General features: G+C 43.5%; 21 protein-coding genes, 15 tRNA genes and 1 rRNA gene. 33 read left to right on the forward strand and 4 right to left on the reverse strand.

Features of this window, described 5'->3' with window-relative positions; genetic code table 11:
• The 19 genes from rrf to B0B07_RS12210 all read left to right on the forward strand — a co-directional run.
• A 5S ribosomal RNA gene (gene rrf, locus B0B07_RS12120) occupies positions 1 to 105 on the forward strand; the annotation flags it as partial.
• Between the two features lie 44 nt (positions 106 to 149).
• A tRNA-Asn gene (locus B0B07_RS12125) sits at positions 150 to 224 on the forward strand.
• Between the two features lie 5 nt (positions 225 to 229).
• A tRNA-Ser gene (locus B0B07_RS12130) sits at positions 230 to 320 on the forward strand.
• 18 nt (positions 321 to 338) lie between these two features.
• A tRNA-Glu gene (locus tag B0B07_RS12135) sits at positions 339 to 413 on the forward strand.
• A gap of 11 nt (positions 414 to 424) precedes the next feature.
• Positions 425 to 499, forward strand: a tRNA-Met gene (locus tag B0B07_RS12140).
• Positions 500 to 501: 2 nt separating this feature from the next.
• Positions 502 to 577 (forward strand) — tRNA-Asp (locus B0B07_RS12145).
• 24 nt (positions 578 to 601) lie between these two features.
• Positions 602 to 677: transfer RNA gene (locus B0B07_RS12150), tRNA-Phe, on the forward strand.
• Positions 678 to 680: 3 nt separating this feature from the next.
• Positions 681 to 756 (forward strand) — tRNA-Thr (locus tag B0B07_RS12155).
• 4 nt (positions 757 to 760) lie between these two features.
• Positions 761 to 844: transfer RNA gene (locus B0B07_RS12160), tRNA-Tyr, on the forward strand.
• Positions 845 to 849: 5 nt separating this feature from the next.
• Positions 850 to 923 (forward strand) — tRNA-Trp (locus B0B07_RS12165).
• A 13-nt stretch (positions 924 to 936) separates the two neighbouring features.
• Positions 937 to 1,012, forward strand: a tRNA-His gene (locus B0B07_RS12170).
• 46 nt (positions 1,013 to 1,058) lie between these two features.
• A tRNA-His gene (locus tag B0B07_RS12175) sits at positions 1,059 to 1,134 on the forward strand.
• Between the two features lies 1 nt (position 1,135).
• Positions 1,136 to 1,207, forward strand: a tRNA-Gln gene (locus B0B07_RS12180).
• Between the two features lie 6 nt (positions 1,208 to 1,213).
• Positions 1,214 to 1,288: transfer RNA gene (locus B0B07_RS12185), tRNA-Gly, on the forward strand.
• Positions 1,289 to 1,298: 10 nt separating this feature from the next.
• A tRNA-Cys gene (locus B0B07_RS12190) sits at positions 1,299 to 1,372 on the forward strand.
• A gap of 114 nt (positions 1,373 to 1,486) precedes the next feature.
• A tRNA-Leu gene (locus tag B0B07_RS12195) sits at positions 1,487 to 1,567 on the forward strand.
• 84 nt (positions 1,568 to 1,651) lie between these two features.
• Positions 1,652 to 2,593 carry a tyrosine-type recombinase/integrase gene (locus B0B07_RS12200; RefSeq protein ID WP_076759318.1) on the forward strand — a complete coding sequence of 314 codons (942 nt, stop codon included), beginning with the start codon at positions 1,652 to 1,654 and terminating at the stop codon, positions 2,591 to 2,593.
• A 205-nt stretch (positions 2,594 to 2,798) separates the two neighbouring features.
• Complete coding sequence (locus tag B0B07_RS12205; protein WP_144264358.1) at positions 2,799 to 3,554, forward strand: hypothetical protein; 756 nt, start codon at positions 2,799 to 2,801, stop codon at positions 3,552 to 3,554.
• A 227-nt stretch (positions 3,555 to 3,781) separates the two neighbouring features.
• The gene (locus B0B07_RS12210; RefSeq protein WP_076759320.1) at positions 3,782 to 3,964 is read left to right on the forward strand and encodes a hypothetical protein; all 183 of its coding nucleotides are present in this window, start codon (positions 3,782 to 3,784) and stop codon (positions 3,962 to 3,964) included.
• A 7-nt stretch (positions 3,965 to 3,971) separates the two neighbouring features.
• Here the strand turns inward: B0B07_RS12210 and B0B07_RS12215 are convergent, their stop codons facing one another.
• Positions 3,972 to 4,583, reverse strand: a complete 612-nt coding sequence (locus tag B0B07_RS12215) for a hypothetical protein (protein ID WP_076759322.1) — start codon at positions 4,581 to 4,583, stop codon at positions 3,972 to 3,974.
• Positions 4,584 to 4,773: 190 nt separating this feature from the next.
• Between B0B07_RS12215 and B0B07_RS12220 the strand changes: the two genes are divergently transcribed.
• The 11 genes from B0B07_RS12220 to B0B07_RS12270 all read left to right on the forward strand — a co-directional run bounded on the left by B0B07_RS12220 (position 4,774) and on the right by B0B07_RS12270 (position 17,295).
• Complete coding sequence (locus B0B07_RS12220; protein ID WP_076759323.1) at positions 4,774 to 5,187, forward strand: helix-turn-helix domain-containing protein; 414 nt, start codon at positions 4,774 to 4,776, stop codon at positions 5,185 to 5,187.
• 901 nt (positions 5,188 to 6,088) lie between these two features.
• Positions 6,089 to 7,336, forward strand: a complete 1,248-nt coding sequence (locus tag B0B07_RS12225) for a phage portal protein (RefSeq protein WP_076759325.1) — start codon at positions 6,089 to 6,091, stop codon at positions 7,334 to 7,336.
• Positions 7,293 to 8,783, forward strand: a complete 1,491-nt coding sequence (locus B0B07_RS12230) for a phage major capsid protein (RefSeq protein ID WP_076759326.1) — start codon at positions 7,293 to 7,295, stop codon at positions 8,781 to 8,783. The genes B0B07_RS12225 and B0B07_RS12230 overlap by 44 nt, the downstream gene beginning before the upstream one ends.
• 90 nt (positions 8,784 to 8,873) lie before the next feature.
• Positions 8,874 to 9,296 (forward strand): phage major tail protein, TP901-1 family, encoded by a 423-nt coding sequence (locus B0B07_RS12235; protein ID WP_076759328.1) that lies wholly within the window; start codon positions 8,874 to 8,876, stop codon positions 9,294 to 9,296.
• Between the two features lie 38 nt (positions 9,297 to 9,334).
• Positions 9,335 to 9,637: a head-tail connector protein gene (locus B0B07_RS12240; RefSeq protein ID WP_076759329.1), complete on the forward strand. Its 303-nt coding sequence runs from the start codon at positions 9,335 to 9,337 to the stop codon at positions 9,635 to 9,637.
• Between the two features lie 14 nt (positions 9,638 to 9,651).
• Positions 9,652 to 9,921 (forward strand): hypothetical protein, encoded by a 270-nt coding sequence (locus B0B07_RS12245; RefSeq protein WP_076759331.1) that lies wholly within the window; start codon positions 9,652 to 9,654, stop codon positions 9,919 to 9,921.
• A gap of 220 nt (positions 9,922 to 10,141) precedes the next feature.
• On the forward strand, positions 10,142 to 14,848 hold the full coding sequence (locus B0B07_RS12250) for a DEAD/DEAH box helicase (RefSeq protein ID WP_076759332.1): 4,707 nt from the start codon (positions 10,142 to 10,144) through the stop codon (positions 14,846 to 14,848).
• Between the two features lie 88 nt (positions 14,849 to 14,936).
• Positions 14,937 to 15,590 (forward strand): hypothetical protein, encoded by a 654-nt coding sequence (locus B0B07_RS15450; RefSeq protein ID WP_076759334.1) that lies wholly within the window; start codon positions 14,937 to 14,939, stop codon positions 15,588 to 15,590.
• Positions 15,591 to 15,906: 316 nt separating this feature from the next.
• A complete protein-coding gene (locus B0B07_RS15500; RefSeq protein ID WP_268753127.1) occupies positions 15,907 to 16,029 on the forward strand; it encodes a hypothetical protein in 123 nt (40 codons plus the stop codon).
• 112 nt (positions 16,030 to 16,141) lie between these two features.
• Positions 16,142 to 16,876, forward strand: coding sequence for a glucose 1-dehydrogenase (locus tag B0B07_RS12265; RefSeq protein ID WP_076759335.1), 735 nt, complete (start codon positions 16,142 to 16,144; stop codon positions 16,874 to 16,876).
• A gap of 167 nt (positions 16,877 to 17,043) precedes the next feature.
• The gene (locus B0B07_RS12270) at positions 17,044 to 17,295 is read left to right on the forward strand and encodes a hypothetical protein (protein WP_076759337.1); all 252 of its coding nucleotides are present in this window, start codon (positions 17,044 to 17,046) and stop codon (positions 17,293 to 17,295) included.
• Between the two features lie 81 nt (positions 17,296 to 17,376).
• On the opposite strand, the gene B0B07_RS15455 is transcribed toward B0B07_RS12270, so the two are convergent.
• From B0B07_RS15455 to B0B07_RS12285, 3 genes are all read right to left on the reverse strand, one after another.
• Entirely contained in the window at positions 17,377 to 18,258 is an 882-nt protein-coding gene (locus B0B07_RS15455; protein WP_144264359.1) for an IS3 family transposase, read from the reverse strand.
• The gene (locus B0B07_RS15460; protein WP_076759338.1) at positions 18,255 to 18,935 is read right to left on the reverse strand and encodes a helix-turn-helix domain-containing protein; all 681 of its coding nucleotides are present in this window, start codon (positions 18,933 to 18,935) and stop codon (positions 18,255 to 18,257) included. Before B0B07_RS15460 ends, B0B07_RS15455 begins: the two co-directional genes overlap by 4 nt.
• A 239-nt stretch (positions 18,936 to 19,174) precedes the next feature.
• Positions 19,175 to 19,858 (reverse strand): B3/B4 domain-containing protein, encoded by a 684-nt coding sequence (locus B0B07_RS12285; RefSeq protein WP_234982395.1) that lies wholly within the window; start codon positions 19,856 to 19,858, stop codon positions 19,175 to 19,177.
• A 79-nt stretch (positions 19,859 to 19,937) separates the two neighbouring features.
• On the opposite strand from B0B07_RS12285, the gene queG reads away from it, so the two are divergent.
• From queG to B0B07_RS12300, 3 genes are all read left to right on the forward strand, one after another.
• Complete coding sequence (gene queG, locus B0B07_RS12290; RefSeq protein WP_076759341.1) at positions 19,938 to 21,092, forward strand: tRNA epoxyqueuosine(34) reductase QueG; 1,155 nt, start codon at positions 19,938 to 19,940, stop codon at positions 21,090 to 21,092.
• Positions 21,089 to 21,559 (forward strand): tRNA (uridine(34)/cytosine(34)/5-carboxymethylaminomethyluridine(34)-2'-O)-methyltransferase TrmL, encoded by a 471-nt coding sequence (gene trmL / locus B0B07_RS12295; RefSeq protein ID WP_076759342.1) that lies wholly within the window; start codon positions 21,089 to 21,091, stop codon positions 21,557 to 21,559. Before queG ends, trmL begins: the two co-directional genes overlap by 4 nt.
• A gap of 357 nt (positions 21,560 to 21,916) precedes the next feature.
• A complete protein-coding gene (locus tag B0B07_RS12300; RefSeq protein WP_076759344.1) occupies positions 21,917 to 22,216 on the forward strand; it encodes a hypothetical protein in 300 nt (99 codons plus the stop codon).
• Positions 22,217 to 22,234: the final 18 nt, after the last annotated feature.

Consider the following 22,234-nt stretch of genomic DNA (forward strand, 5'->3'; position numbering starts at 1 on the left):
TGGCGAAGAGGTCACACCCGTTCCCATCCCGAACACGGAAGTTAAGCTCTTCAGCGCCGATGGTAGTCGGGGGCTTCCCCCTGCAAGAGTAGGACGCCGCCGGGCTTGTTACAAACAAGCAAACATGCAAGTAAGCAAATCAACTTTATTCCGCAGTAGCTCAGTGGTAGAGCAATCGGCTGTTAACCGATCGGTCGTAGGTTCGAGTCCTACCTGCGGAGCCATTTATGGAGAGCTGTCCGAGTGGCCGAAGGAGCACGATTGGAAATCGTGTATACGCTAACCGCGTATCAAGGGTTCAAATCCCTTGCTCTCCGCCAGTTTTATTATTTGAATATGGCCCCTTGGTCAAGCGGTTAAGACACCGCCCTTTCACGGCGGTAACACGGGTTCGAATCCCGTAGGGGTCACCATCTTTTATTATCGCGGAGTGGAGCAGTGGCAGCTCGTCGGGCTCATAACCCGAAGGTCGCAGGTTCAAATCCTGCCTCCGCAACCAATGGTCCCGTGGTGTAGCGGTTAACATGCCTGCCTGTCACGCAGGAGATCGCGGGTTCGATTCCCGTCGGGACCGCCATTTATTTTATACATAACTTATGTTGGCTTGGTAGCTCAGTCGGTAGAGCAAAGGACTGAAAATCCTTGTGTCGGCGGTTCGATTCCGTCCCAAGCCACCATGTGCCGGCCTAGCTCAATTGGTAGAGCAACTGACTTGTAATCAGTAGGTTGGGGGTTCAAGTCCTCTGGCCGGCACCACCTTGGAGGGGTAGCGAAGTGGCTAAACGCGGCGGACTGTAAATCCGCTCCTTCGGGTTCGGCAGTTCGAATCTGCCCCCCTCCACCATTCATAGGGGCATAGTTTAATGGTAAAACAGAGGTCTCCAAAACCTCCGTTGTGGGTTCGACTCCTACTGCCCCTGCCATTTTTGACTGATGGCGATTGTGGCGAAGTGGTTAACGCACCGGATTGTGGTTCCGGCACTCGTGGGTTCGATTCCCATCAGTCGCCCCATCCCTGATGACTTATTGGATCAGCGGTCAAAGAAAATATGATTATGGCGGTTGTGGCGAAGTGGTTAACGCACCGGATTGTGGTTCCGGCATTCGTGGGTTCGATTCCCATCAGCCGCCCCATTGGGGTATAGCCAAGCGGTAAGGCAACGGACTTTGACTCCGTCATTCGTTGGTTCGAATCCAGCTACCCCAGTTTTATGCGGAAGTAGTTCAGTGGTAGAATACCACCTTGCCAAGGTGGGGGTCGCGGGTTCGAATCCCGTCTTCCGCTCCATTTTCTATTTGGCGGCATAGCCAAGCGGTAAGGCCAGGGACTGCAACTCCCTTACCACCGGTTCGAGTCCGGTTGCCGCCTCCATTTTTTTATTTCTGCATGATTTTAAATCATGCCGGTGTGGCGGAATAGGCAGACGCGCACGACTCAAAAGCTGATAAATTTAAAACACTTGAAACCAGTCATAAATAACGATTTGCCCGAGTGGTGGAATGGCAGACACGTCGCACTCAAAATGCGATGCCGCAAGGCGTGCCAGTTCAAGTCTGGCCTCGGGTATCACCGAAACCTCTAACTTTGTTAGGGGTTTTTTTGTTTCGCTGAATACGATTTTTTTATCAAAAATCTAATGATGTGAATCGTATGCGTCGATCAAGAGAACTCTCCATTGAAGAAAAGAAGTTGCTTATGACGTCGTTAACTGATGAAGAAGCTTTCAGTCGTTTCGAGAGGAGCTGTCAACTAAAAAATCTTCGCCCTGCTACCATTCGTTACTATCGAAATGAGCTCTCAGCTTTTAAAAAGTCATTAAAGGAAATCAACATTAACAAGCAGCTATCTGAAGTGACTCAGAAAGACGTTGAGGACGTTCTGCTGTACTGGAAAGAAAGTCTGAAGATCGTAACCATCAACACTCGTCTCCGTGCTTTAAAGGCATTCTACACGTTATTAAAGAAAGAGAAGTTTATCAAGAAGAATCCAGTTTCAGAAATGAAGCAGCTCAGGGATAGAAGAAGGATTATTGAGACGCTAACAGATGAAGAAATTAAAAAGATCGCACAGATAATAAAGAAACAGAATAGCTTTGTAGGGGTGCGAGACTTTTGCATCTTTCTTGTCATGCTCGATACAGGAATTCGTTTGTCTGAAATATGTGGGGTAGAAGTCGAAGATGTTCAAGGCAACAAATTGAGAGTAAGAATAACGAAGAATTTGGAGGAGAGAGAAGTTTATCTAAGTTCAACAACCCAGGGCTATTTAAAGGGATATTTAAGGCTTCGTGGGGAGCTGGATACAGACGTGCTATTTGTTAATGTTGATAATGGTCCATTGAAGCCTAGAGCAATCCAGAGCCGGTTTAATAAGTATAAAAATGAAAGTCGAATCCAGAAGCAGTTTAGTCCTCATATCTTACGCCACACATTTGCGAAGAGAATGGTTATGTCAGGAATTGACGCCTTCTCGTTAGCAGCCTTACTTGGGCACTCTGATTTAACAGTGACAAAAAGATACGTCTCTCTATGGGGATCCGACTTAGAACAAATATCAAGAAAGCATAGCACGATTGGAAAGCTTAATTTGTAATATAAATTTACGGAATATTCTGGAAATGATAAAATAGAAATATACCGATTCCTATTATAGCGTGGGGCGCTAAAGAATCGGCATAGGGATGGAAGCACGAGACGTCCTTCCGCTATCAACGATAGCAAGGATTGCTCTCTTCTGTCAAGAAAAGGAGAGAAGTGGAATGAATCTGTTATCAGTCCTAGGAGGAAGTGCGTTCGTCATGTTCAACAAAGAAGTGGCGAGAGAAGTTTCAGTAAACGGAGCAATTGTATTTGGACAGCTTTGCTCAAGCTATGAAAGCTTCTCAAAGAAAAAGATGCTAAGAAAGAGGAACGGAAAGCATTATTTCTATTTGACGAGCGAAACGATTGAAGAAGAAACAGCTCTCACTTACAAGCAACAATCAAAAGCTATCAAGGAACTTGAAGCTACTGGATATATTGAAACTGTTCTTATGGGTTCTCCGCGAAGGAAGCACTTCTTCATCACTAATAAGATTCATGAGCATTTCAGCTCTGACAAAAGGTCAACTTGCGAGAACGAAGATAAGGCGGAGAAAGCGGATTCTGAGGCATTGCAAAGTGACAAAAGGTCAACTCTTGCTATTCCAAAAGGTAAAGGCTTGCCTGTCCAAAAGGTCAATGCATATAAAGATAAAAAAGAAATAAATACAATAAAAGATATAAAAGAGACTGTTAACAATGAGAAGGTTAACAGAGAAGAGTTAAATCATTATTTATCAAATGAATATAGAACGAGAGGTATGCCAAAAGAACTCGTTATTCGAGTAATCAATGAAGTTCAAGGTAAAAAAGATCTCTGGAATTACGAAAAGTATCTAAGGTCTTGTTTAGAGACGACCTTAAAACGCCATCTTAATAAAATTCGTTATGCAGGTGGGGATTTACCTAACAATCCGTATGAAGAAGAATCAATGAGTGCGAAGTTCTATGATTTTATCCATCGAATTGAATAATTCATAAAACACTCCTACCTGGGGAGCTCGACGATTTAAAAGGGTACCCCAGATATCTATTGAAGGCTACAGAAGGCCCTGTAAGGCTTAGTACAGAAGGAGTAATATAAATACTCATTCATAAACTGCACTGGCCTTACAGGGCTATAATAATAAAATTCTTATTTTATAAATTAGCTTTACAGTCGGTTTTTCCTGGATAAACTTTCTTCAAGGAGATGACTGAGATGATTGAAAACCGATTGGATAAATTACTACAGGAAAAAGAATTCCATTTAATCTCGATAAAAAAAATCCTGAATGACAGCTGTAAGAAGGTTGCCTTCCATCAAGCCAGCCTTGAGGAACTTAATGGTGAAATTAAAAAGGCTGAAAAAGTCATAATAGATAACAGTCCAAATCCGTTTTAACAGTAATTTACCAAATCAATAAGTCTGGACCATAAATATCGTCAGGATAGGGGACACGACGTAATAGGCCAATTAAGAATGAAAGATAATTTTTAACTTGTTTCCTGAAAGAGATAAAGTCATCAATTGTTCGTTCCCGATAAGCATGGATTGCATTTCTTTTTTGTTGAATTTCAGATAGCCAGTCATTCTTTTCTTTTCGTTCATGATCGAGCCAGACACTATTTTTGAAGAATTCTTTCAATTTACCAAACATTGCTCCATCCGGGTCAATTTGCTTACCCCATAAAATGATTGCGTTCTTATCATTCTTATAATCCTCATAGTAAACAGAAAGGAAGAATTTCATGCTTCCTTCTACCAAAGCGCCAAGATTAGCCCATGCTAAAATTAAATCGCCATACTCCGCTTCTTCACTGGGATCACTTTCCCACTTATAGAGTGAGTGACTTAAAGAGACTAACCAATCTAATCTCGACTTACTAAGCAAGTTAGCGGCATCAATTGGAGCCCATCCTTGCGACTTAGACCAAAATTTTTGAATGTGTTCGTTAAGTTCAACAATCTTATCAACTGTTTCTTTATAGGATAAATCTTCAATGGTTCTTGTGTTAAACAACTTAATCACTCCTTTATTAGAGAATTCTTACTATCCATATAATACATGTTTGGTGTGTCGTTAGCTATATGTATCCGGTAGGGGGAAAATACTCACTTATAAATTTTAAAAAAGTACCTCCTTTTAATTTACGTTTTTCTTTCTACGGAAATAATCATATTAAGAAAAACTAAAGGGTGGAGAATGATGTATGGAGAAAATTGAGAAAGAGAAAGAGATTACTTATATAGTAAGAAGGATTGATAAGATGAACGAAAAATTTCACCAAATGCCAGACCTTGCACTTACGGTATTGGCTGGTAAACCCGCTGCATACATGATTTATAGCTATCTGGTTAAGAACTTTAATAAGGAATATAATTATGCTTTTCCAACTGTGAAGCAAATTCAACATGCCTTAGGGTTTGGAAGTAATGCTACAGTTTCAAATGCAATTAAGTACTTAGAAGAAAAGAAGTTAATTCGGATTGTACGTAGAAAGCATGTTGAAAATAATTATAATAACAATCGTTATGTAGTTTATTTTCCTGTAGCGCGAAATTCATTCACAAAAGGAGAGAAGGCCGAAATTCAAACAGATGAATTTGTAAAGACGACTATTTAATAGTCGTCTTTTTTTATTGTCTAACTGTGTTTAGATTTTAAACTAACCAGATTTAGTTTTTGAACTTAATAAGTGTAAAAATTAAACACTATAAATATATACAATAAATATCTACTATAAATATTTAATTTATTCGAGAAAAACAAGTTTTTCTCGAATACTAAATAAAATCATATCTATAGAATGATAGAGGGTATGTTTATGGAAGGAGGTAGGGATCAGTAATTTCAATAATATCAGCAGGAGAACAACTCTTGTTCTTCTCAAGGATATCAGAGAGAACAACTCTTGTTCTTCTCAAGGATATCAGAGAGAACAACTCTTGTTCTTCTCAAGGATATCAGAGAGAACAACTTCTGTTCTTCTCAACAGTATCAGCAGAAGAACAACTTCTGTTCTTCTCAACAGTATCAGCAGAAGAACAATTTATGTTCATCTCAACGATAGCAGCAGGAGAACAACTAATGTTCTTCACAGTGATATCAGCAGAAGAATATAAACATATTGGTTTAAAACTGTCTAATAACTCCGACTTCTATATAATATATTATAGAGAGAGTTGCATAGTTTTGCATTTCTCTTAGAGTCAAAGTCATTCTTTATCCTCCTTTGTTTCGATTTCTTTCATGGTTGTTCTCTTGGTCTTCGTCTTCCAATTGAATAACACAAGGTCCTCCTTTCCTTGGCGAATAACTTTCCTTGCCTACTGATGATATAGGTAGGGAAAGCTCTATGTCGCATTTATTATCATGGCCCCCTCGGCCACCAGGGTTTCTTTTTCTTGTTTCATATCTGGCCAACTCCAAGGCCACTGTACTGACACTGAATTAACAGTGTCAGTCTTTTTTTATGATTTTTCTAGTTTGCAGAATATTGCAAAATACATAAAGGAGGAATTCGTTTGGCAAATCCATTTGCTTGGAATCGAAAAGACGGGGAAGTTCCGAAAGATTATTTTTCGACAGCTATCTTAACAACTCGGCCCCCAACTTCAATTACAGAAGCGCAGGCCCTAAAGATCCCTGCTGTTAAGGCAGCAGTTGAACTTGTAACAAATGCAATTTCAACCCTTCCTGTTTACCTGTACAAGGAAGTAAACGAACGAGAAGTAGAAAAGATCGATGATGAACGAGTAAGCATCCTAAACCACGATAGTAACAAATACGAAACAGCTCAGATGGTAACTAAGCAGGCTGTCCAAGATTATCTGTTGAGAGGTATTGCTTACCTTTACCGAACTGATAACGGAATTCATCATCTACCTGCAAGGAACGTCAAAGTAGAAGAATTCACGGTTGATGGAATCACTGTCAGTCGAAAAGAGTTCATCTATGAAGGGATCAAAACAGTAACCCTTCAAGAACATGAAGTAATGGTAATCGATTCTGGTACAAATGGAATTCTTGTTGATGGAGAAGAAATTCTTAAAACTGCCACGAATCAAGTCAGCTATACTTTGTCCTTGCTTGAGAACAGTGCAGTTCCAGTCGGTGTTTTGAAGGCTTCCGCATGGCTCACTGAAGCGGCAATCAAACGACTTAGAGAATCGTTCACTTCGCTTTATACAGGTCCGAAAAATACTGGCAAGACAATTGTCTTGGAAGAAGGACTTGATTTCCAACCCCTGTCGATGAAACCTGAAGAACTTCAACTTTCTGAAACAGGTAAGAAGATTATTTCTGATGTTGCTCGGCTGTTTAATATCCCTGAATCCCTCTTGAACAGTAACGCAAACAAGTACAACTCATTGGAAGCAAATAACGTTTACTTCCTTCAGAATACCTTGCTGCCGATTATTACTGCTCTGGAATCTTCGTTTGATAAGCATCTTCTTACAGGCGAAGAAAAGAAGAATGGATATTATTTCAGATTCGATACTTCTGAAATTCTTCGAACAACAGAAGCTGAGAAAGTTAAAACGATCGCAGAAGAATTCAAAGCTGGACTTCTGACCTTGAATCAATCGTTGCATAAACTCGACCTTCCTCCAGAAGCACGGGATTTCCGACTTCTAAGTATCGGAAGCGTTATGAAATATTCCGATGATAACGAACTAGTGTTTCTGAATCTCGGACCAACAATTGAACAAGGAGATGTTGCCCTTCATGAAGATGGAACTAAGAAGCCAGAAGATCGAGCTTCAGTCTAATGGAGATATGGTTGTTGAAGGATATGTAAACAAAACTAACATGCTATCGAATGTTCTTGGCACAGCTAGGAAGTTTCGAGAAATGGTTGCTCCTGGAGCCTTCGCTTCGGCAATCAAAGCAGCTCAGGAAATTGAATTCCTGGCAGAGCATGATAGAAAACAAATCCTTTCATCTACCCGCAACGGTTCCCTGCATCTTGAAGAAGATGAGCAGGGTCTTTTTATGCGCGCAACCATTACCCCAACAACGTACGGCAAGGATTCTTACGAGCTAATCAAATCCGGCATCTATCAGAATATGTCGTTCGGTTTCCGTGCTATTAAAGATAGCTGGAAATTAGTCGAAGGCATTGCTGTAAGGACCATTGAGCAGCTTGAACTGTTTGAAGTATCGGTCGTGAAGAATCCTGCTTACAGCCAAACAGAAATATCTGCCCGAGGAATTGAACTTGTCAAAGATGTCGAAGTGCCTGATGAAATATTAGAATTCTCGGACATTATAAACCAAAACGAAAGAGGTAATCAATTTATGGTACAAGAAATGAAGATTGAAAAACGAGAAATGGAAGCTTCCTACGAGCAGGAACTTCGTAACCTTGCTACTACCACAACTGGTCAAGCTGTTGTTCCTGAAGGGGTACAAGGCGAGATCGTAAAACGTATGGAAGAAACATCGCCGGCCTTTGCTAATGCACGGAAGATCCCTTCTGAATCCGGCACTCTTAAAGTAGCTCGTGAAAACGATACTGTAACTGCTGGCTTCTTCGGTGAAGGTGAAGATATCCTCGAATCGACTCTTGGTTTCACTCACGTTGAACTGAAACAAAAACGACTTGGTGCAGCTACTTCGGTTTCGAACATGCTGATCAATGATGCAGCTGTCGATATCGTTGCCTACACAAATGATCTTCTTGGTCGTCGGGTAGCTAAGACTGCTGAAAAAGCAATCTTCAAAGGTAACGGTACAACTGAGTTCACAGGCATTATCGGTGATGCAGAAGTTAAGGTTGTTGAAGCAACAGCTGGCGTCGTTAGCGTTGATGAACTTATGGAAATGTATACTGCAATCCACCCTGATTTCCTTAACGGTGCTGCATTCTACTTCTCTCGTCCGTTCTTCAATAAGATCGCAAAGCTGAAAGATAACAACGGTCACTTCTACCTCCAGAACGGTGTCGTAAACGGTAAAGTCGTTTATACCATCTTCGGAGTTCCAGTCCATGTCACCGATGCTCTTGATGCAGGAGAAGCAGTAGATCAGACTCCGGTCGTCTTTGCGAACATGGCAGAAGCGTATTCTATCATGGTCAAAAAAGGTATGGCTATCCAGCAAGTTACAGACACGAAGACTGTTCTGAACGGTACTCAGCTGCTTGTCCTTGATGGCTACATGGATGGTGCAGTCGTAAATCCACAGGCTGTAGTCAAAATGGAAGTCAAGGCGTAATAGCCCTACCTATAAAAACAGCAAGACCTTTAAGATGAGCGGATTTTTTATCTGCTCTCTTTTTTATTGAAATATGAGGGATGATATATTATGGCCAAAATTTCAGGAATGAAAGTAAAGCTATTTATTAAAGATGCTGCTACAGGAAAGATTCTTGCAGGTCAACGAAACGCAACTCTGAACCGGAGTGCTGAAACAATTGATTCGACTTCCAAGGATACAGAAGGATTCTGGAAAGAATCTATTGCTGGATTTAAGGAATGGTCGATTGACAGTGACGGAGCTTTCATTGAAACCGATGAAGCGTATGCTGTTCTTGAATCTGCGTATCTGAACTCTGAGAACGTTGACGTTTATCTTGAGTTCCCATCTGGACGTAAATATGAAGGTAACGCAACAATCACTGACTTCAGCCTGGAAGTTCCTTACGATGATCTCGTAACATGGTCCCTTGCACTTCAAGGTTCCGGAGCACTTACAAAAGTAGAAGCAGAAGATGAAGCAGGGGCGTAAGCTCCTGTTCTTTTCTTTATTGAAAGGGAGGAAGAAGAATGGAAGTTAAAATTACCGAACTGGATATTTCACATGTTAAGCAGTATCTAAGGATTGAGCATGATGAAGATAATCATCTGCTGTTAACAATGCTATCAGCTTCAAAGAATTATGTGCAGAATTATATTGGTGCAGATTTTAATGAGCTGCAAAATATTCCTGCTGAATTTACAATGGCTGCACTTAATCTGATATCTCATTGGTACGAGAATAGAGCTATACATATTGATAAGGATACGAAAGCATCAGAGCTGGCATACGTATTCTCAGGACTTCTCGATATGCATCGAGCGAATCTATAAAGGAGTTGAGTACGATGATTGTAGAACATTTCTATTATGATGAAACAAAACAATTGAATTCGGCAGAGAAGAAGGTAAGGGAACTGGATCATCTTAGAACATCCATTGGGGAAGATGCATACAGAACTGGAGTAGCAAACATCTGGGCACAGTACTACTCGGAACAAACTGATTCATATGGAAGGAAGTTCAACCGAAGAGAAGTAGCATTTCGAGTGAATACTAAACTCAAGAACTCGGGGTTGGAGACTTACAGTTACGGGTGGTTCAGAGGGAACTACTGAGGGATACCCCTATTTTGTATATAAAAAGCAGAGAGGACACGGAATTAACGAGGGGGAGGGTGCGCACATTATCGGTACCAATTGACCAAAACTCCGTGAAAGCAAGAGATCTCAACATCTCACTGACTCAGTTATTATCTGTAATGTCTTAGTCTGTCTTCCATGATAAGATAATATTAATCCACGAAATCATGATTGAAAGACGGTGAAGAGTTTGGAAATGAAAAAAACCACTAGCTTTGTAGAGCTAGTTAAAGAAATTGACATTGAATACCGAACTCAGCGAGATAGAGGTACGTTGTTTGAACTATTAACTATTTCATATTTCGAGAATGAACCGATGTATGAACGACTGTTTGAAAAAGTTTGGAAGCTAAGTGATGTTCCTGAAGAATACAACATTCCAAAGAAAGACACCGGAGTGGACTTAGTTGCAAAAAAGCGGGATACCGGCGAATTAGTAGCTATTCAATGCAAGTATTATTCCGAAGACACTGTTATAAGAAAAGCACATATTGATTCCTTTTTAAATGAAGTTGGAAAGAGCTATTATTCTGAAGGGATCATTGTAACAACTACAAATAATTGGAGTTCTAACGCTGAAGACGCTCTTAGGTTTAGAAATAAAGCCATTGCGCGGATTTCGTTAATGGACTTGCAAGAGAGTAAAATTGATTGGTCTGCCTACTCCTTTAATAACCCTAAGAAGGTCATATTACAAGACAAAAAAACTCCTAGACCGCATCAAATTCCTGCTATTGAAGCGGTGGTAAATGGATTTAAGAATACTGATCGCGGGAAATTGATAATGGCCCCTGGGACTGGTAAAACGTATACTTCTATGGCCATAGCTGAAAAGATGGCAGCTGAGAAAAATGGTGTTTTTAGGGTCCTATATTTAGTTCCTAGTATTCAACTGCTTTCCCAAACTCTTAGAGGATGGAATGCGGATATTAGCTATAGCATGGATTCGATTGCTGTTTGCTCAGACCGAAAAGTAACTAAAGCACAAGGAGAAAATGAGCTAGAAGACATAGCTGCTGCAGACCTCGGCTATCCAGCTACTACTAATCATGTAAGATTATTAGAATATCAAAAACAGATTGACACTCGTGAGGAACAAGGAGAAATACTAACTGTATTTTCAACATATCAGTCGATTGATGTCGTTATTGAAGCTCAAAGAAATGGGTTTTATGAATTTGACTTAGTAATTTGTGATGAGGCTCATCGTACTACTGGAGCCACTGAACTCGGAAAAGAAGGTAGTAGTTTTACTAAAGTACATTACAACACTAATATTAAAGCAGCTAAACGCCTTTATCAGACAGCCACGCCTCGAGTTTACGGTGAATCTGCTAGACAGAAAGCGGATGAAATGTCTGTACTTATAGCAGATATGAGTGATACCGAACTATATGGAGAAGAATTCTATCGCATCGGATTCGGACAGGCCATCCGGCAAGGAATTCTGACTGACTATAAGGTAATGGTACTTGCGGTAGATGAAGAAATGATAGCTCGGCGATTTCAACAGATGCTTTCTAAGGATTCTGAGTTGGAATTTGATGATGTAACGAAAATTATAGGTTGCTGGAATGGATTAGTACGCAGACGAAGTAATTCTGATGAGGCACTTGGAGCACCGATGAAAAGAGCAATTGCTTTTACTGGTACCATACGTGAATCAAAATTAATTACTAACATGTTTTCTCATGTTGTTGATCAATACTTATATCAAGATCTTAAAGACTATGAAAAACAATACAATATTGAAATTGACCACGCGGATGGATCCATGAATGCTCTTGAGAAGAACAAAAGGATTTCATGGTTGAAAGAAGATGTCCCTGAAAACACTTGTAGGATACTATCAAATGCTCGATTTTTAACTGAGGGAGTAGATGTACCAGACTTAGATGCTGTAATGTTTCTTAAGCCAAGAAAATCCAAAATCGATATCGCACAAGCTGTAGGCAGGGTTATGCGTAAAGTAGAAGGAAAAGACTATGGATATATCATTTTGCCAATAGGGATTGCAGCGGGTACAGATGCAAAAAATGTTCTAGACAATAATGAAAAGTATCGAGTCGTATGGGAAGTTCTAAACGCGTTACGTTCCATTGATGAGCGATTTGATGCGACGATAAACAAGTTAGAACTAAATAAAAAGAAACCCGATCAAGTTCAGGTTGTCGGTGTAGGCGATGCTCCAGAAGGAGGTGAGTTAGATCCTGTTTCTCACCAACTAGCTTTGGAATTAAATGAGGAAGATTTGACTGACATAGAACGAGCGATTTTTGGGAAGATAGTTCGCAAAGTCGGTAATGTACGATATTGGGAAGACTGGTCAAAAGACGTTGCGGAAATTGCTCGTAAACATATGATGCGAATACAAGTCATGTTAGAAGATGAGAAAAGTGAAGCCTATAGTGAGTTTGAAAAATTCGTATTAAGCTTACGACACAACATAAATGGTTCTATTACTAATAATCAAGCTATCGAAATGTTGGCCCAGCATTTAATAACCAAGCCTGTATTTGAAGCTTTGTTCGAGTCATACAGTTTCGTTAATAACAACCCTGTATCTAAAGCAATGGATTCAATTTTGAGAGTTTTGGAGGCTCAAGGGCTCATTAAGGAACAAGAAAGACTCGAAGATTTCTATGAGAGTGTACGGATTCGAGCAGAAGGAATCGATAATCTAAAAGCAAAACAAGAAATTATCATTCAACTTTATAATAAGTTCTTTAAGGTTGGTTTTAAGGAAACTACCGAGCGATTGGGTATTGTGTTTACCCCTGTCGAGGTAGTAGATTTTATTATTAATTCCGTAGATTATATTTTAGAGAAGGAATTCGGAAAAAGTCTGTCCAACAAAGGAATTCATGTGCTTGACCCATTTACAGGAACAGGTACATTTATTACTCGTCTGCTCCAGAGTGGATTGATATCTAAAGAAGATCTTCTTAGAAAATATACTCAGGAAATTCATGCGAATGAAATGATCTTATTGAGTTATTACATTGCAGCTATAAATATTGAAGAAACATTTCACAGTTTATCAGGTGGAGACTACAAACCTTTTGAAGGCATTGTATTAACAGATACATTTGAAAGCACAGAGTCGAAGGATTCACTTGTTAGTGAATTGTTTGATGAGAATAATGAACGCATAAAAAAGCAACAAGATAGTCCAATATTTGTTATTGTAGGTAACCCCCCATATTCATCAAAACAAAAGAGTAACAATGACAACTTGCATAACTTTAAATACCCAGCTCTTGATGAATCTATAGAGAAGACATATGTTGCGCATTCAACAGCAACGAACAAACAAGTGCTTTATGATTCGTACGCACGTGCGTTTAGATGGTCTACTGATAGAATTGGGGAAAACGGAGTTGTAGCATTTGTAAGTAACGGCTCGTTTATTGATGGAGCAGCAACTGATGGAATAAGAAATTCATTATATAAAGAATTTAATGATATCTATATTATTAATCTCCGGGGCAACGCTCGTACACAAGGAGAAATTAGAAAAAAAGAAGGAGGAGGTATCTTCGGAGAAGGATCTAGAACGACTATAGCGATAGTAATATTAGTGAAAAACAGTTCTAAGAACTCAAATACGATTCATTATAAAGAAATAGATGATTATCTTACTAGAGAACAGAAATTAAACGAAATAAGTTCATGGCAGTCAATTAAAAATTTAGACTTCAGTACGATTATCCCAAATGAATACAGTGATTGGATAAATCAACGTATCACGGGAAAAAGTTCTCCCTCAGTATTGATTGGAAGTAAAAAGTCGAAAGAAAATAATGTCTTTTTAAATTATTCTGGCGGAATAAAAACAGGCAGAGATGCTTGGTCATACAACTTTTCTTCAAAGAAACTTATGAAGAATATCAATACATTGATAAATAATTATAATGAGGGGCTCGAAAAAGGTCTAGCGCAGGAGCTATTATCATCCCCAACAAAAATTAAATGGACAAGGGGACTAATAACTAGATATTCAAAGAAAAGACGATTAGATTTTATTGAGGATAGATTATACACTTGTCTATATCGTCCGTTTACTAAGAAAAACCTCTACTTTGAAGCTTCATTATTAGATATGCAGTACATGATGCCAAAAATTTTCCCTACCCCTACTTCTAGAAACAAAGTAATACTAGTGCCAGGGAAAGCTGGTACCAAAGAATTCTCGTGTTTGGTAACTGATGTTGTTTCTGACTTGAATCTATTTACTGGCGGATCACAAGCTTTTCCATATCTAATATATAATGAAAGTAACGACTCCTTGTTTGACAGCAATGCTATGCCTGCTATTAGTATCGAATACAAAAAGTCATGGCAAGAAAAATATAATGTTCATATGTCGAACCAAGAAATATTCTCCTATCTTTACGGAGTCCTTCATTCAAAAGATTATATAGCTACCAACAAAAATGAATTAATAAAAGGATTACCGTCTATACCTTATGCTAAAAACTACAAAAAATTTGTCGAAATAGGTAATAGACTAATTGATTTACACCTCAATTATGAATCAGTTGAGCCATATAAATCAGTAGAGGTAATTCACAAACCAAATCCATCCTTTAAAGTACACAAGATGAAGCATCCAAATAAAAATAAACTCGATACTGTAATATTCAACAATGATATAACAATTAATAATATCCCTGAAAAAGCTTATGAGTATGTAGTGAATGGTCGTTCTATTATTCATTGGATTATTGAACAATATCAAGTGAGACAAGATACGGATTCTGGTATTGTAGATGATCCAAACGATTATTCAAACGATGAAAAATATGTGTTTAATTTATTGTTACGAGCAATTAATGTTGCTGTTCAGACAGTTGATTTAGTCAATAGTCTTCCGCCTTTAGAAGTAGAAGAACTAGATTGAGTATCACCCCGCTATGGGGTGATTTTTTTATAGGAAAAATTTGATTGGCGGGTTTTTTCAATAGATAAAACATGTGAAGGTGATTATTTTGCTGCCTAATAAAAATAAGCTAATTAGATACTTAGAAGAAAAAATGACGAATCAAGATATAGCTTCTCAACATGGCGTCACGTTTCAAAAGGTCCAACAGCTGATCAAAACGAACGGATTAAATGCCAATGAGCTTCGAAGAGTTGATAAGTATATCGTTTATCTTCATTTAATAGACGGTGAAGTGGTGTATGTAGGCTCGGGAAAATGGTATCGAATGAGAAGATCGAGCACTAGAAGAAATCTTGAACATAAATCGCTTATGGAGAAGAGGAAGCTACAATACAAAGTAGTAGCTGAGTTTGATGTTCTTAAAGAAGCACGTTTATATGAAGAAAAGCTGATTCTTAGGTATAGAAGTTTGGGGCAAGCGAAATATAATTTTAAGTATGATGGAGCAAGAGATGAGATTTCCAGGAGAGGATATACTTCAAACAGGAAAAGAAGAAGTAAGACTAAGGGAATCGAAGTATTGAGATACGGGAAATTCTATGGAAGTTACAACTTCAACATTGATTTCGCGAGAGAGATATCTGATGAACCAGAAAAACTACTAAGTGGAATAAGCACAATAATTCATCAGAAGTGGAAACCCGAACACGGCCCCCTTAAAGGATTTGAAATCAATATTATTGACGACTTCCAATCTTAGATGCATAATTAAAGGAAATCGTATGTAGTGATTCAAGGTGGGGTTTCTAAAACCGTTGATATGACTGCGGTGTGGCGGAATTGGTCAGCGTAGACGACTCAAAATCGTGTTCCTTACGGAGTGTCGGTTCGACCCCGACCACCGGTACCAAACAAAAGCTGATCTTATGCGTCGGATACTACGGTATCCGACGCTTTTTATGTTTTCCGCAGGTCGCGGCGTTGGCCTGTCCAGGGGCTCTCATTGAATGAATGTTTGAAGGAGGCTGCTGGGTGGTATAAGAGTAAAGCATAGATTTTGAAGGCAGGTGGAAAACATGAGTCGTCAATGGAATTTTATTATCGAGAACAAGCTGATCACCGTATACAGCAAGGATCTGAAACGGGCGAAGGCAGAGGCGCAAAAGATCTTTGATTCGCTGAAAAGAAAACGGGCATAGGGAAACGCTAGCCGGAAGCGGCTAGGTGTTTTTATTTTGGTTCTAAATAAAGAGCATTCTATATGAATAAAATTTAGTTTAACGCTATACTAAATTGAGAGGAGGAGAAGACATGAACAGACTGAAAGGGAAAGTGGCCATCGTCACAGGCGGAGCACAGGGGATGGGGGCGACCCATGTACGAAAATTCGTCGAGGAAGGCGCGAACGTCGTCATCACCGACCTGAATGAAGAAGGCGGCATGAAGCTGGCGGAGGAGCTTGGCGCATCTGTACGGTTCGTCAGACAAGATGTCACAAGCGCTGCCGACTGGGAGTCCGTCATCAGGGAAACCGAGAAAGCGTTCGGACCCCCTGATATCCTTGTCAATAATGCCGGCATCAGCATGAGCAAGTCGATTTTCGATATGACGGAGGCGGACTACCGGAAAATCGTCGACATCAACCAGGTTTCCGTGTTTCTCGGCATCAAGGCAGTCGCGCCGGTGATGAAGGAAGCCGGGCGAGGATCGATCATCAACATTTCCTCCATGAACGGGCTCGTCGGCGGGGCGCCGGGCTACACGGACACGAAGTTTGCAGTGCGCGGTCTGACGAAGGCTGCGGCTTTGCAGCTGTCGCCGCTCGGCATCCGCGTCAACTCTGTCCACCCGGGTGTCATCGAGACGCCGATGGTCACGCAGGGAGATGCCGTGGAGACGATCAAGGAGTTTTCCAAGCACATCCCGATGCGCCGCATGGCCCAGCCGGAAGAAGTGAGCGATCTAGTCCTATTCCTGGCATCCGACGAATCGGGCTACTCGACCGGTTCCGAATTCGTCATCGACGGCGGTCTGACCGCCATGTAAAGCAGATGTCCACATACTCACAATCCTGTCCGTGCAAGCGGACAGGATTTTTTGATTCCGGCGGGATTGAAGGGATGACCGGCAGAATAATGGGGAACGATGGGACAAAGAAATCCGCCGGATACCGGCGGACGATGCAGCATTGAGCGGAAAGGGAGAAAGACGTCATGCAGTTGATCGGATTGTTCCTTCTGTTGATCCCGATTGTGTTGTTTAATTTTGCCCTCGAGGAGAGGGGCCGGAAAATGATCAAGCAGGTCGAGGAGCAGGAGCGGATGGGTGTGGAGGTCGAGGCCGGACGCTGGGTGGAGAAAGTGGACCAGGATGAAAAATGGACGAGTGCGGAACTGGCAATCGGCATGATGGTCTCACTTTGCGGTTTCGGTATCTACCTGTTTTATGCAGTGCTGAACGGATGATCTGTCCATGTTGAAAACGCCCCGGTTCCGCATAAGTGAACTGCACCCCGTCAAGTAGACAGTCGAAATAAATAAATTTGATTAGGCGGCTTTAGCCCTGTATTCCATAGGGCTAAGGCCGTTTAGTTGTACCTGTAGACGTTCATTATTGTAGTAGTGGATATAGGCTTCAATCGCTTTTCTGAGTTCCTCAAACGTCTGATAGGTATTCAAGTGAAACTCTTCGCACTTCAATGTTCCCCAGAATGATTCCATGGGCGCGTTGTCGATGCAACTTCCTACCCGTGACATGCTCTGTATGATGCCAGCCTTCTTTAGCTTCGTCTTAAATTGTTTGCTGGTGTATTGAAAGCCCCGGTCACTATGCAGGACAGGCGTGACATCAGGCTCAGCCCGGAGGGCTTGATCCAGCGTTTCAAACACCAGGGCATTGTTGTTGGAGCGTCCAAGCACCCAGGCCACGAGAGAACCGTCATGGAGATCCCGGATCGCGCTGAGATAGGCCTTGCATTCACCGCCATATTTAAATTCCGTAATGTCCGTCACCCACTTTTCATTAGGCTGTGCTGCGTGAAAGTCACGGTTGAGGACATTCTCTGCCACATGATCCGGAGTGGATGGAATATAGCGCCTCTTTTTACGGCGGATTACCGATTGGATGTCAGCCACTCTCATCAAGCGATAGATTCGTTTGTAGTTGAATTTACGGCCGTGCCGGCGATCCAATTGCAGCTTCATCTGCCGGTATCCATAGATGCCCTTGCGCTCATGATGCAATTCCCGGATCTCCGCAAGGAGTACCGTGTTTAGCTTCTCTTCTTCCGTCGGGCACCGTTTTGTCCATTTATAGTACGCAGAACGGGCCACCCCAGCCAGTTCACAGAGGAGTTCAAGGGTGAACCTGTCTTCCTCATGAACCTCCCGGATTGCCAAATATCGGTTCTCCTGACGAACGTTGCTCAGAGCCGCCTCCTTTCGATTTCCTCCAACTTTTTTAAAAGTGCATTCTGCGCACGAAGACGTTCGTTTTCTCGCTCGATTCTCTTGATCTCCAGTTTAAGACGCTCTTCGTTCGTCAATTCCTCTCTCTCTTTCTTCCGTCCTCTGCCATCCCTTAGCGCCTCAACGTGTCCTGTCTCGTATTTCTTGACCCACTGATAGACCTGATTATAGGAAACCTCGTATTTCTCAGCGATCCCCTGATAATCCTTTCCAGCTGCGATGCATTGTTGGGCAATCTCAATCCGCTCTTTCCATGTCGTTTTTCTTCCCCTGGTCATGGGAACCCTCCGTTCTTTGCGTCCCTTCGGGACTTCTCCATGACCATTATACTTTTTCAGCCACTGTCGAAAAACAGAGCGGTCGCTGATACCGTATTTTATGACAATCTGTCTTTGTGAAAGGCCGGCGATCTGATAGTCATTAATTGCCTCCAGTTTCAGTTCTTCGGGGTATGATTTCCAGCCCGCTGAGGGCTCAAGACCGGGAATCCCGAATTCCTGATATTGGCTGATCCAGGCCTTGACCGTGTCGAGGGAAATTCCATATTGGACTGCAAGCTGTGCTGAAGAACTTTCGCCGTTTTCATATGCAAGAACAGCCTTAAGTTTCTCTTCAAGAATAAAACCTTTGTATGCCATAAAAAGCTCCCTCCAAGGAAAACAGAGTTTTGTTTTTTACTCTGTCTACTTTGGAGGGAGCATATCAAAGCGGACGGGGGCGTTTTCATGTTCTCAACGGCCTGTGGCAGCCGGGCGCAAGCGTCTGATGCCTGTCTTGTCAGGCACACCCGGCATGTCTCACCGGTGTCCCGCGGCCCGTGCACATGGACCGGTGACGGGGAAACGGTTCACATTCAGGATACAGCTGTCCCGCCTTATTATTTCCCTTCCGCTGCAGAGAGGTCTGCCGCCGGACGGCCGGCATGAAGGACGGCCGGCTCAAAGCGGCCGCCCGTGACGGATGTGAACAGCTTGCCGATGCCGCGCGTCATTTCAGCAGCTTCGTCCACTGACAGCGATGGGCAAAGGTAAATCACATGAAGTGCATGCGCCGTGTCCGTGGACGCCGGCGTCCTGCGTGAATCCACAAACGGGCTTCCGAACGGTCCAACAGAGTCAGCGGTGAGAAGGAGGTTTTCCAGATTGTTCATCCTGCCGTTGAGGCCTTCGTATTCATCCTCTTCACCGCCACTGCGGATTTCGACCGGTCCGGTGATTTTGTCCAAGTCATAGAGACCGCACGGAACCGCTTCCCGAACCGAGATGAAATTGTTCAGATCCGCACCGAGATTGATCGGGGACGGAGTTTCGCCTTTCTTCAGCCGGCGCATGAGTGCCTCTGCGGAGGGACGGTAGCGTCCCGGATCTTTGCCGAATGCCTTCCATACTTTCCGCCATTCCGCGATGCCGGGAAAGTCGGTGACCGGCTTGTCCGCAAGATCCAGTTTCAGCTCTTCGTAGAACAGATTGATCCGCCCCGACAGCATACCGGGCGCGTCGGCCAGGCTGATTCTGTTATAATGGAGAATGCCGAATTTCAGATCAGGCACCGTTTCGAACAAAGTTTCATCCGCTTGAATTCTCAAAGTTATCACCCGCATTGTTTTCATATAGCGTACCATATTGGAAAGGAGTGACGAAATGGAGACCGCTCAATTGCAGCGGGAGATCCGCGAGTTTGCTGTGTCGGCGGGAATCGACAAGATCGGTTTCACGACCGCCGATCCGTTTCTGGAGATGAAAAACCGGCTGCGCCGGCAGCAGGAGTCGGGATTCCAGTCGGGGTTTGAAAAAGGGACACCCGATGAACGGACCGACCCTTCGATGCTCATGGACCGTCCCGAGAGCATCATCGCCATCGCCGTCGCGTACCCGTCCAAAATGGACAACCCTCCAAAAGGGAAGAAAGGCGGGCGGCGGGGGATGTTCTGCCGGGCATCATGGGGACAGGACTACCATGACGTGCTCCGCGAGAAACTGGCCCTGCTCGAGTCATTCATCCTGGAGCGGTGCCCCGGGGCCCGCCTCAAGTCAATGGTGGACACTGGCGAACTCGTTGACCGGGCGGTGGCGGAGCGGGCCGGGATCGGCTGGTCCGGCAAGAACTGCTCGATCATCACGCCGGAATTCGGATCATACGTCTACCTGGGCGAGATGATCACGAACATCCCGTTCGCGCCGGATGAGCCGATCGAGGATGGCTGCGGGGACTGCACCCTCTGCCTGGACATCTGCCCGACAGGAGCCCTCATAGAAGGCGGCCGCCTGAATGCCCAGCGGTGCATCGCCTTCCTGACCCAGACGAAAGGGAGCCTTCCGGAGGAATTCAGAACGGAAATTGGAAACCGTGTGTACGGGTGCGACACATGCCAGACGATCTGTCCGAAGAACAAAGGCAGGCACAACCGGTTCCATGCTGCGTTCGAGCCGGAGCCGGAGCTTGCCAAACCGCTGCTGACGCCGCTTCTTTCGCTGTCGAACCGCGAATTCAAGGAACGGTTCGGCCATATGTCCGGCTCGTGGCGCGGCAAAAATCCGATCCAGCGGAACGCCATTTATGCGCTCGGCCATTTCAGGGAAGAAGCGGCTGTACCGGAACTTGTCCGCATCCTGCGGGAAGATGCCCGCCCTTACATGCGCGGCGCAGCGGCATATGCGCTCGGGAAGATCGCTTCCGACGAAGCGATCACTGCCCTGGGCCATGCAGAAACCGCGGAAACGGATGCAGAAGCGCTTGAAGAGATCCGCGCTGCCATCAGAAACATCGAAGACATGCAGAAGGAAGTGCCTAAATGATCCATGTTGTATTGCATGAACCGCTGATCCCGGCGAATACGGGAAATATTTCAAGAACCTGTGCCGGCACCGGCACGAAGCTCCATCTTGTCCGGCCGCTCGGCTTTTCGACCGATGACCGCATGCTCAAACGGGCCGGCCTCGACTATTGGGAGCACGTCGACCTGGAGTATCATGATGCAATCGAGGAAGTGTTCGATGCTTATCCGGACGGGGATTTTTACTATTTGACGAAATTCGGAACCGGTCACTATGCAGAACGGGACTTTTCGGATCCCGGGAAGGACGTGTTTTTCATTTTCGGCAAAGAGACGACGGGCCTGCCGAAGGATCTGCTCGCCGAACATCCCGAGCGGTGCCTCCGGATCCCCATGAATGACCACATCCGCTCGCTCAACCTGTCGAACACCGCGGCGATCCTCGTCTATGAAGCGCTACGGCAGAGGGGATTTCCCGGGCTCTCCTGAAGGGAGGACGGACAGAGAATCTCCGGACGGCATGAAAAAGAGGCCCGCCGAATTGGCGGGCCTCTGCGTATTACTTGTCTGTCGAACCGGGCTTGTCTTCATAGCCGCCTGTCAGGATGGCGGAAAGGAACGCGAAGATGACGCCGAGGATCAAGATAAGTTTCATGACGGTACCTCCTGTTTCGAAGTTGCGGTCTATGAACAGTATACCGCAACCGGCACAAAAAGAAAACGGGTCCCCGCACGGGAACCGTCAATTACAGGGGACCGACAATAAATTGACAAGAAACGGCATGAAACTTTCGGACCGGCTTTTCCGTATAACAGATACCGAAACAATAGAAAGCAGGGATAGATATGAGAGGTTCTACAGTTATGCGCTGGGTGACGGCGATCGGCGAAGCATTCCTGGCCGTCCCGTTCATCGGCGGAATTGTCGTGCTCAGCACAAGCTACTCGATTCTCGGGGTGATGTTCATCCTTCACGCAGTGACGCTCATCCTGGCCATCCGGGATCACTCGGCAAAGTCCGGGTCCATCCTCGGGCTTGCAACGAGCATATTCGCCTGGATCCCGTTCGTCGGATGGTTCCTCCATCTTGTGACGGCTGTCGTGCTTGCCGTACAGGCGGTCATCTCCCGTCCAAAGTATTACTGACTATAAAAGAGCCTGCAT

This window comes from Edaphobacillus lindanitolerans, assembly GCF_900156305.1.
Lineage (GTDB): Bacteria > Bacillota > Bacilli > Bacillales_A > Planococcaceae > Bhargavaea > Bhargavaea lindanitolerans.

Coding starts and splice junctions, on each gene's coding strand:
- B0B07_RS12200 (WP_076759318.1), top strand. CDS start 1,652: ATGCGTCGATCAAGAGAACTCTCCATTGAAGAAAAGAAGTTGCTTATG.
- B0B07_RS12205 (WP_144264358.1), top strand. CDS start 2,799: ATGTTCAACAAAGAAGTGGCGAGAGAAGTTTCAGTAAACGGAGCAATT.
- B0B07_RS12210 (WP_076759320.1), top strand. CDS start 3,782: ATGATTGAAAACCGATTGGATAAATTACTACAGGAAAAAGAATTCCAT.
- B0B07_RS12220 (WP_076759323.1), top strand. CDS start 4,774: ATGGAGAAAATTGAGAAAGAGAAAGAGATTACTTATATAGTAAGAAGG.
- B0B07_RS12230 (WP_076759326.1), top strand. CDS start 7,293: ATGAAGATGGAACTAAGAAGCCAGAAGATCGAGCTTCAGTCTAATGGA.
- B0B07_RS12235 (WP_076759328.1), top strand. CDS start 8,874: ATGGCCAAAATTTCAGGAATGAAAGTAAAGCTATTTATTAAAGATGCT.
- B0B07_RS12240 (WP_076759329.1), top strand. CDS start 9,335: ATGGAAGTTAAAATTACCGAACTGGATATTTCACATGTTAAGCAGTAT.
- B0B07_RS12245 (WP_076759331.1), top strand. CDS start 9,652: ATGATTGTAGAACATTTCTATTATGATGAAACAAAACAATTGAATTCG.
- B0B07_RS12250 (WP_076759332.1), top strand. CDS start 10,142: ATGAAAAAAACCACTAGCTTTGTAGAGCTAGTTAAAGAAATTGACATT.
- B0B07_RS15500 (WP_268753127.1), top strand. CDS start 15,907: ATGAGTCGTCAATGGAATTTTATTATCGAGAACAAGCTGATCACCGTA.
- B0B07_RS12265 (WP_076759335.1), top strand. CDS start 16,142: ATGAACAGACTGAAAGGGAAAGTGGCCATCGTCACAGGCGGAGCACAG.
- B0B07_RS12270 (WP_076759337.1), top strand. CDS start 17,044: ATGCAGTTGATCGGATTGTTCCTTCTGTTGATCCCGATTGTGTTGTTT.
- B0B07_RS15460 (WP_076759338.1), bottom strand. CDS start 18,935: ATGGCATACAAAGGTTTTATTCTTGAAGAGAAACTTAAGGCTGTTCTT.
- queG (WP_076759341.1), top strand. CDS start 19,938: ATGGAGACCGCTCAATTGCAGCGGGAGATCCGCGAGTTTGCTGTGTCG.
- trmL (WP_076759342.1), top strand. CDS start 21,089: ATGATCCATGTTGTATTGCATGAACCGCTGATCCCGGCGAATACGGGA.
- B0B07_RS12300 (WP_076759344.1), top strand. CDS start 21,917: ATGAGAGGTTCTACAGTTATGCGCTGGGTGACGGCGATCGGCGAAGCA.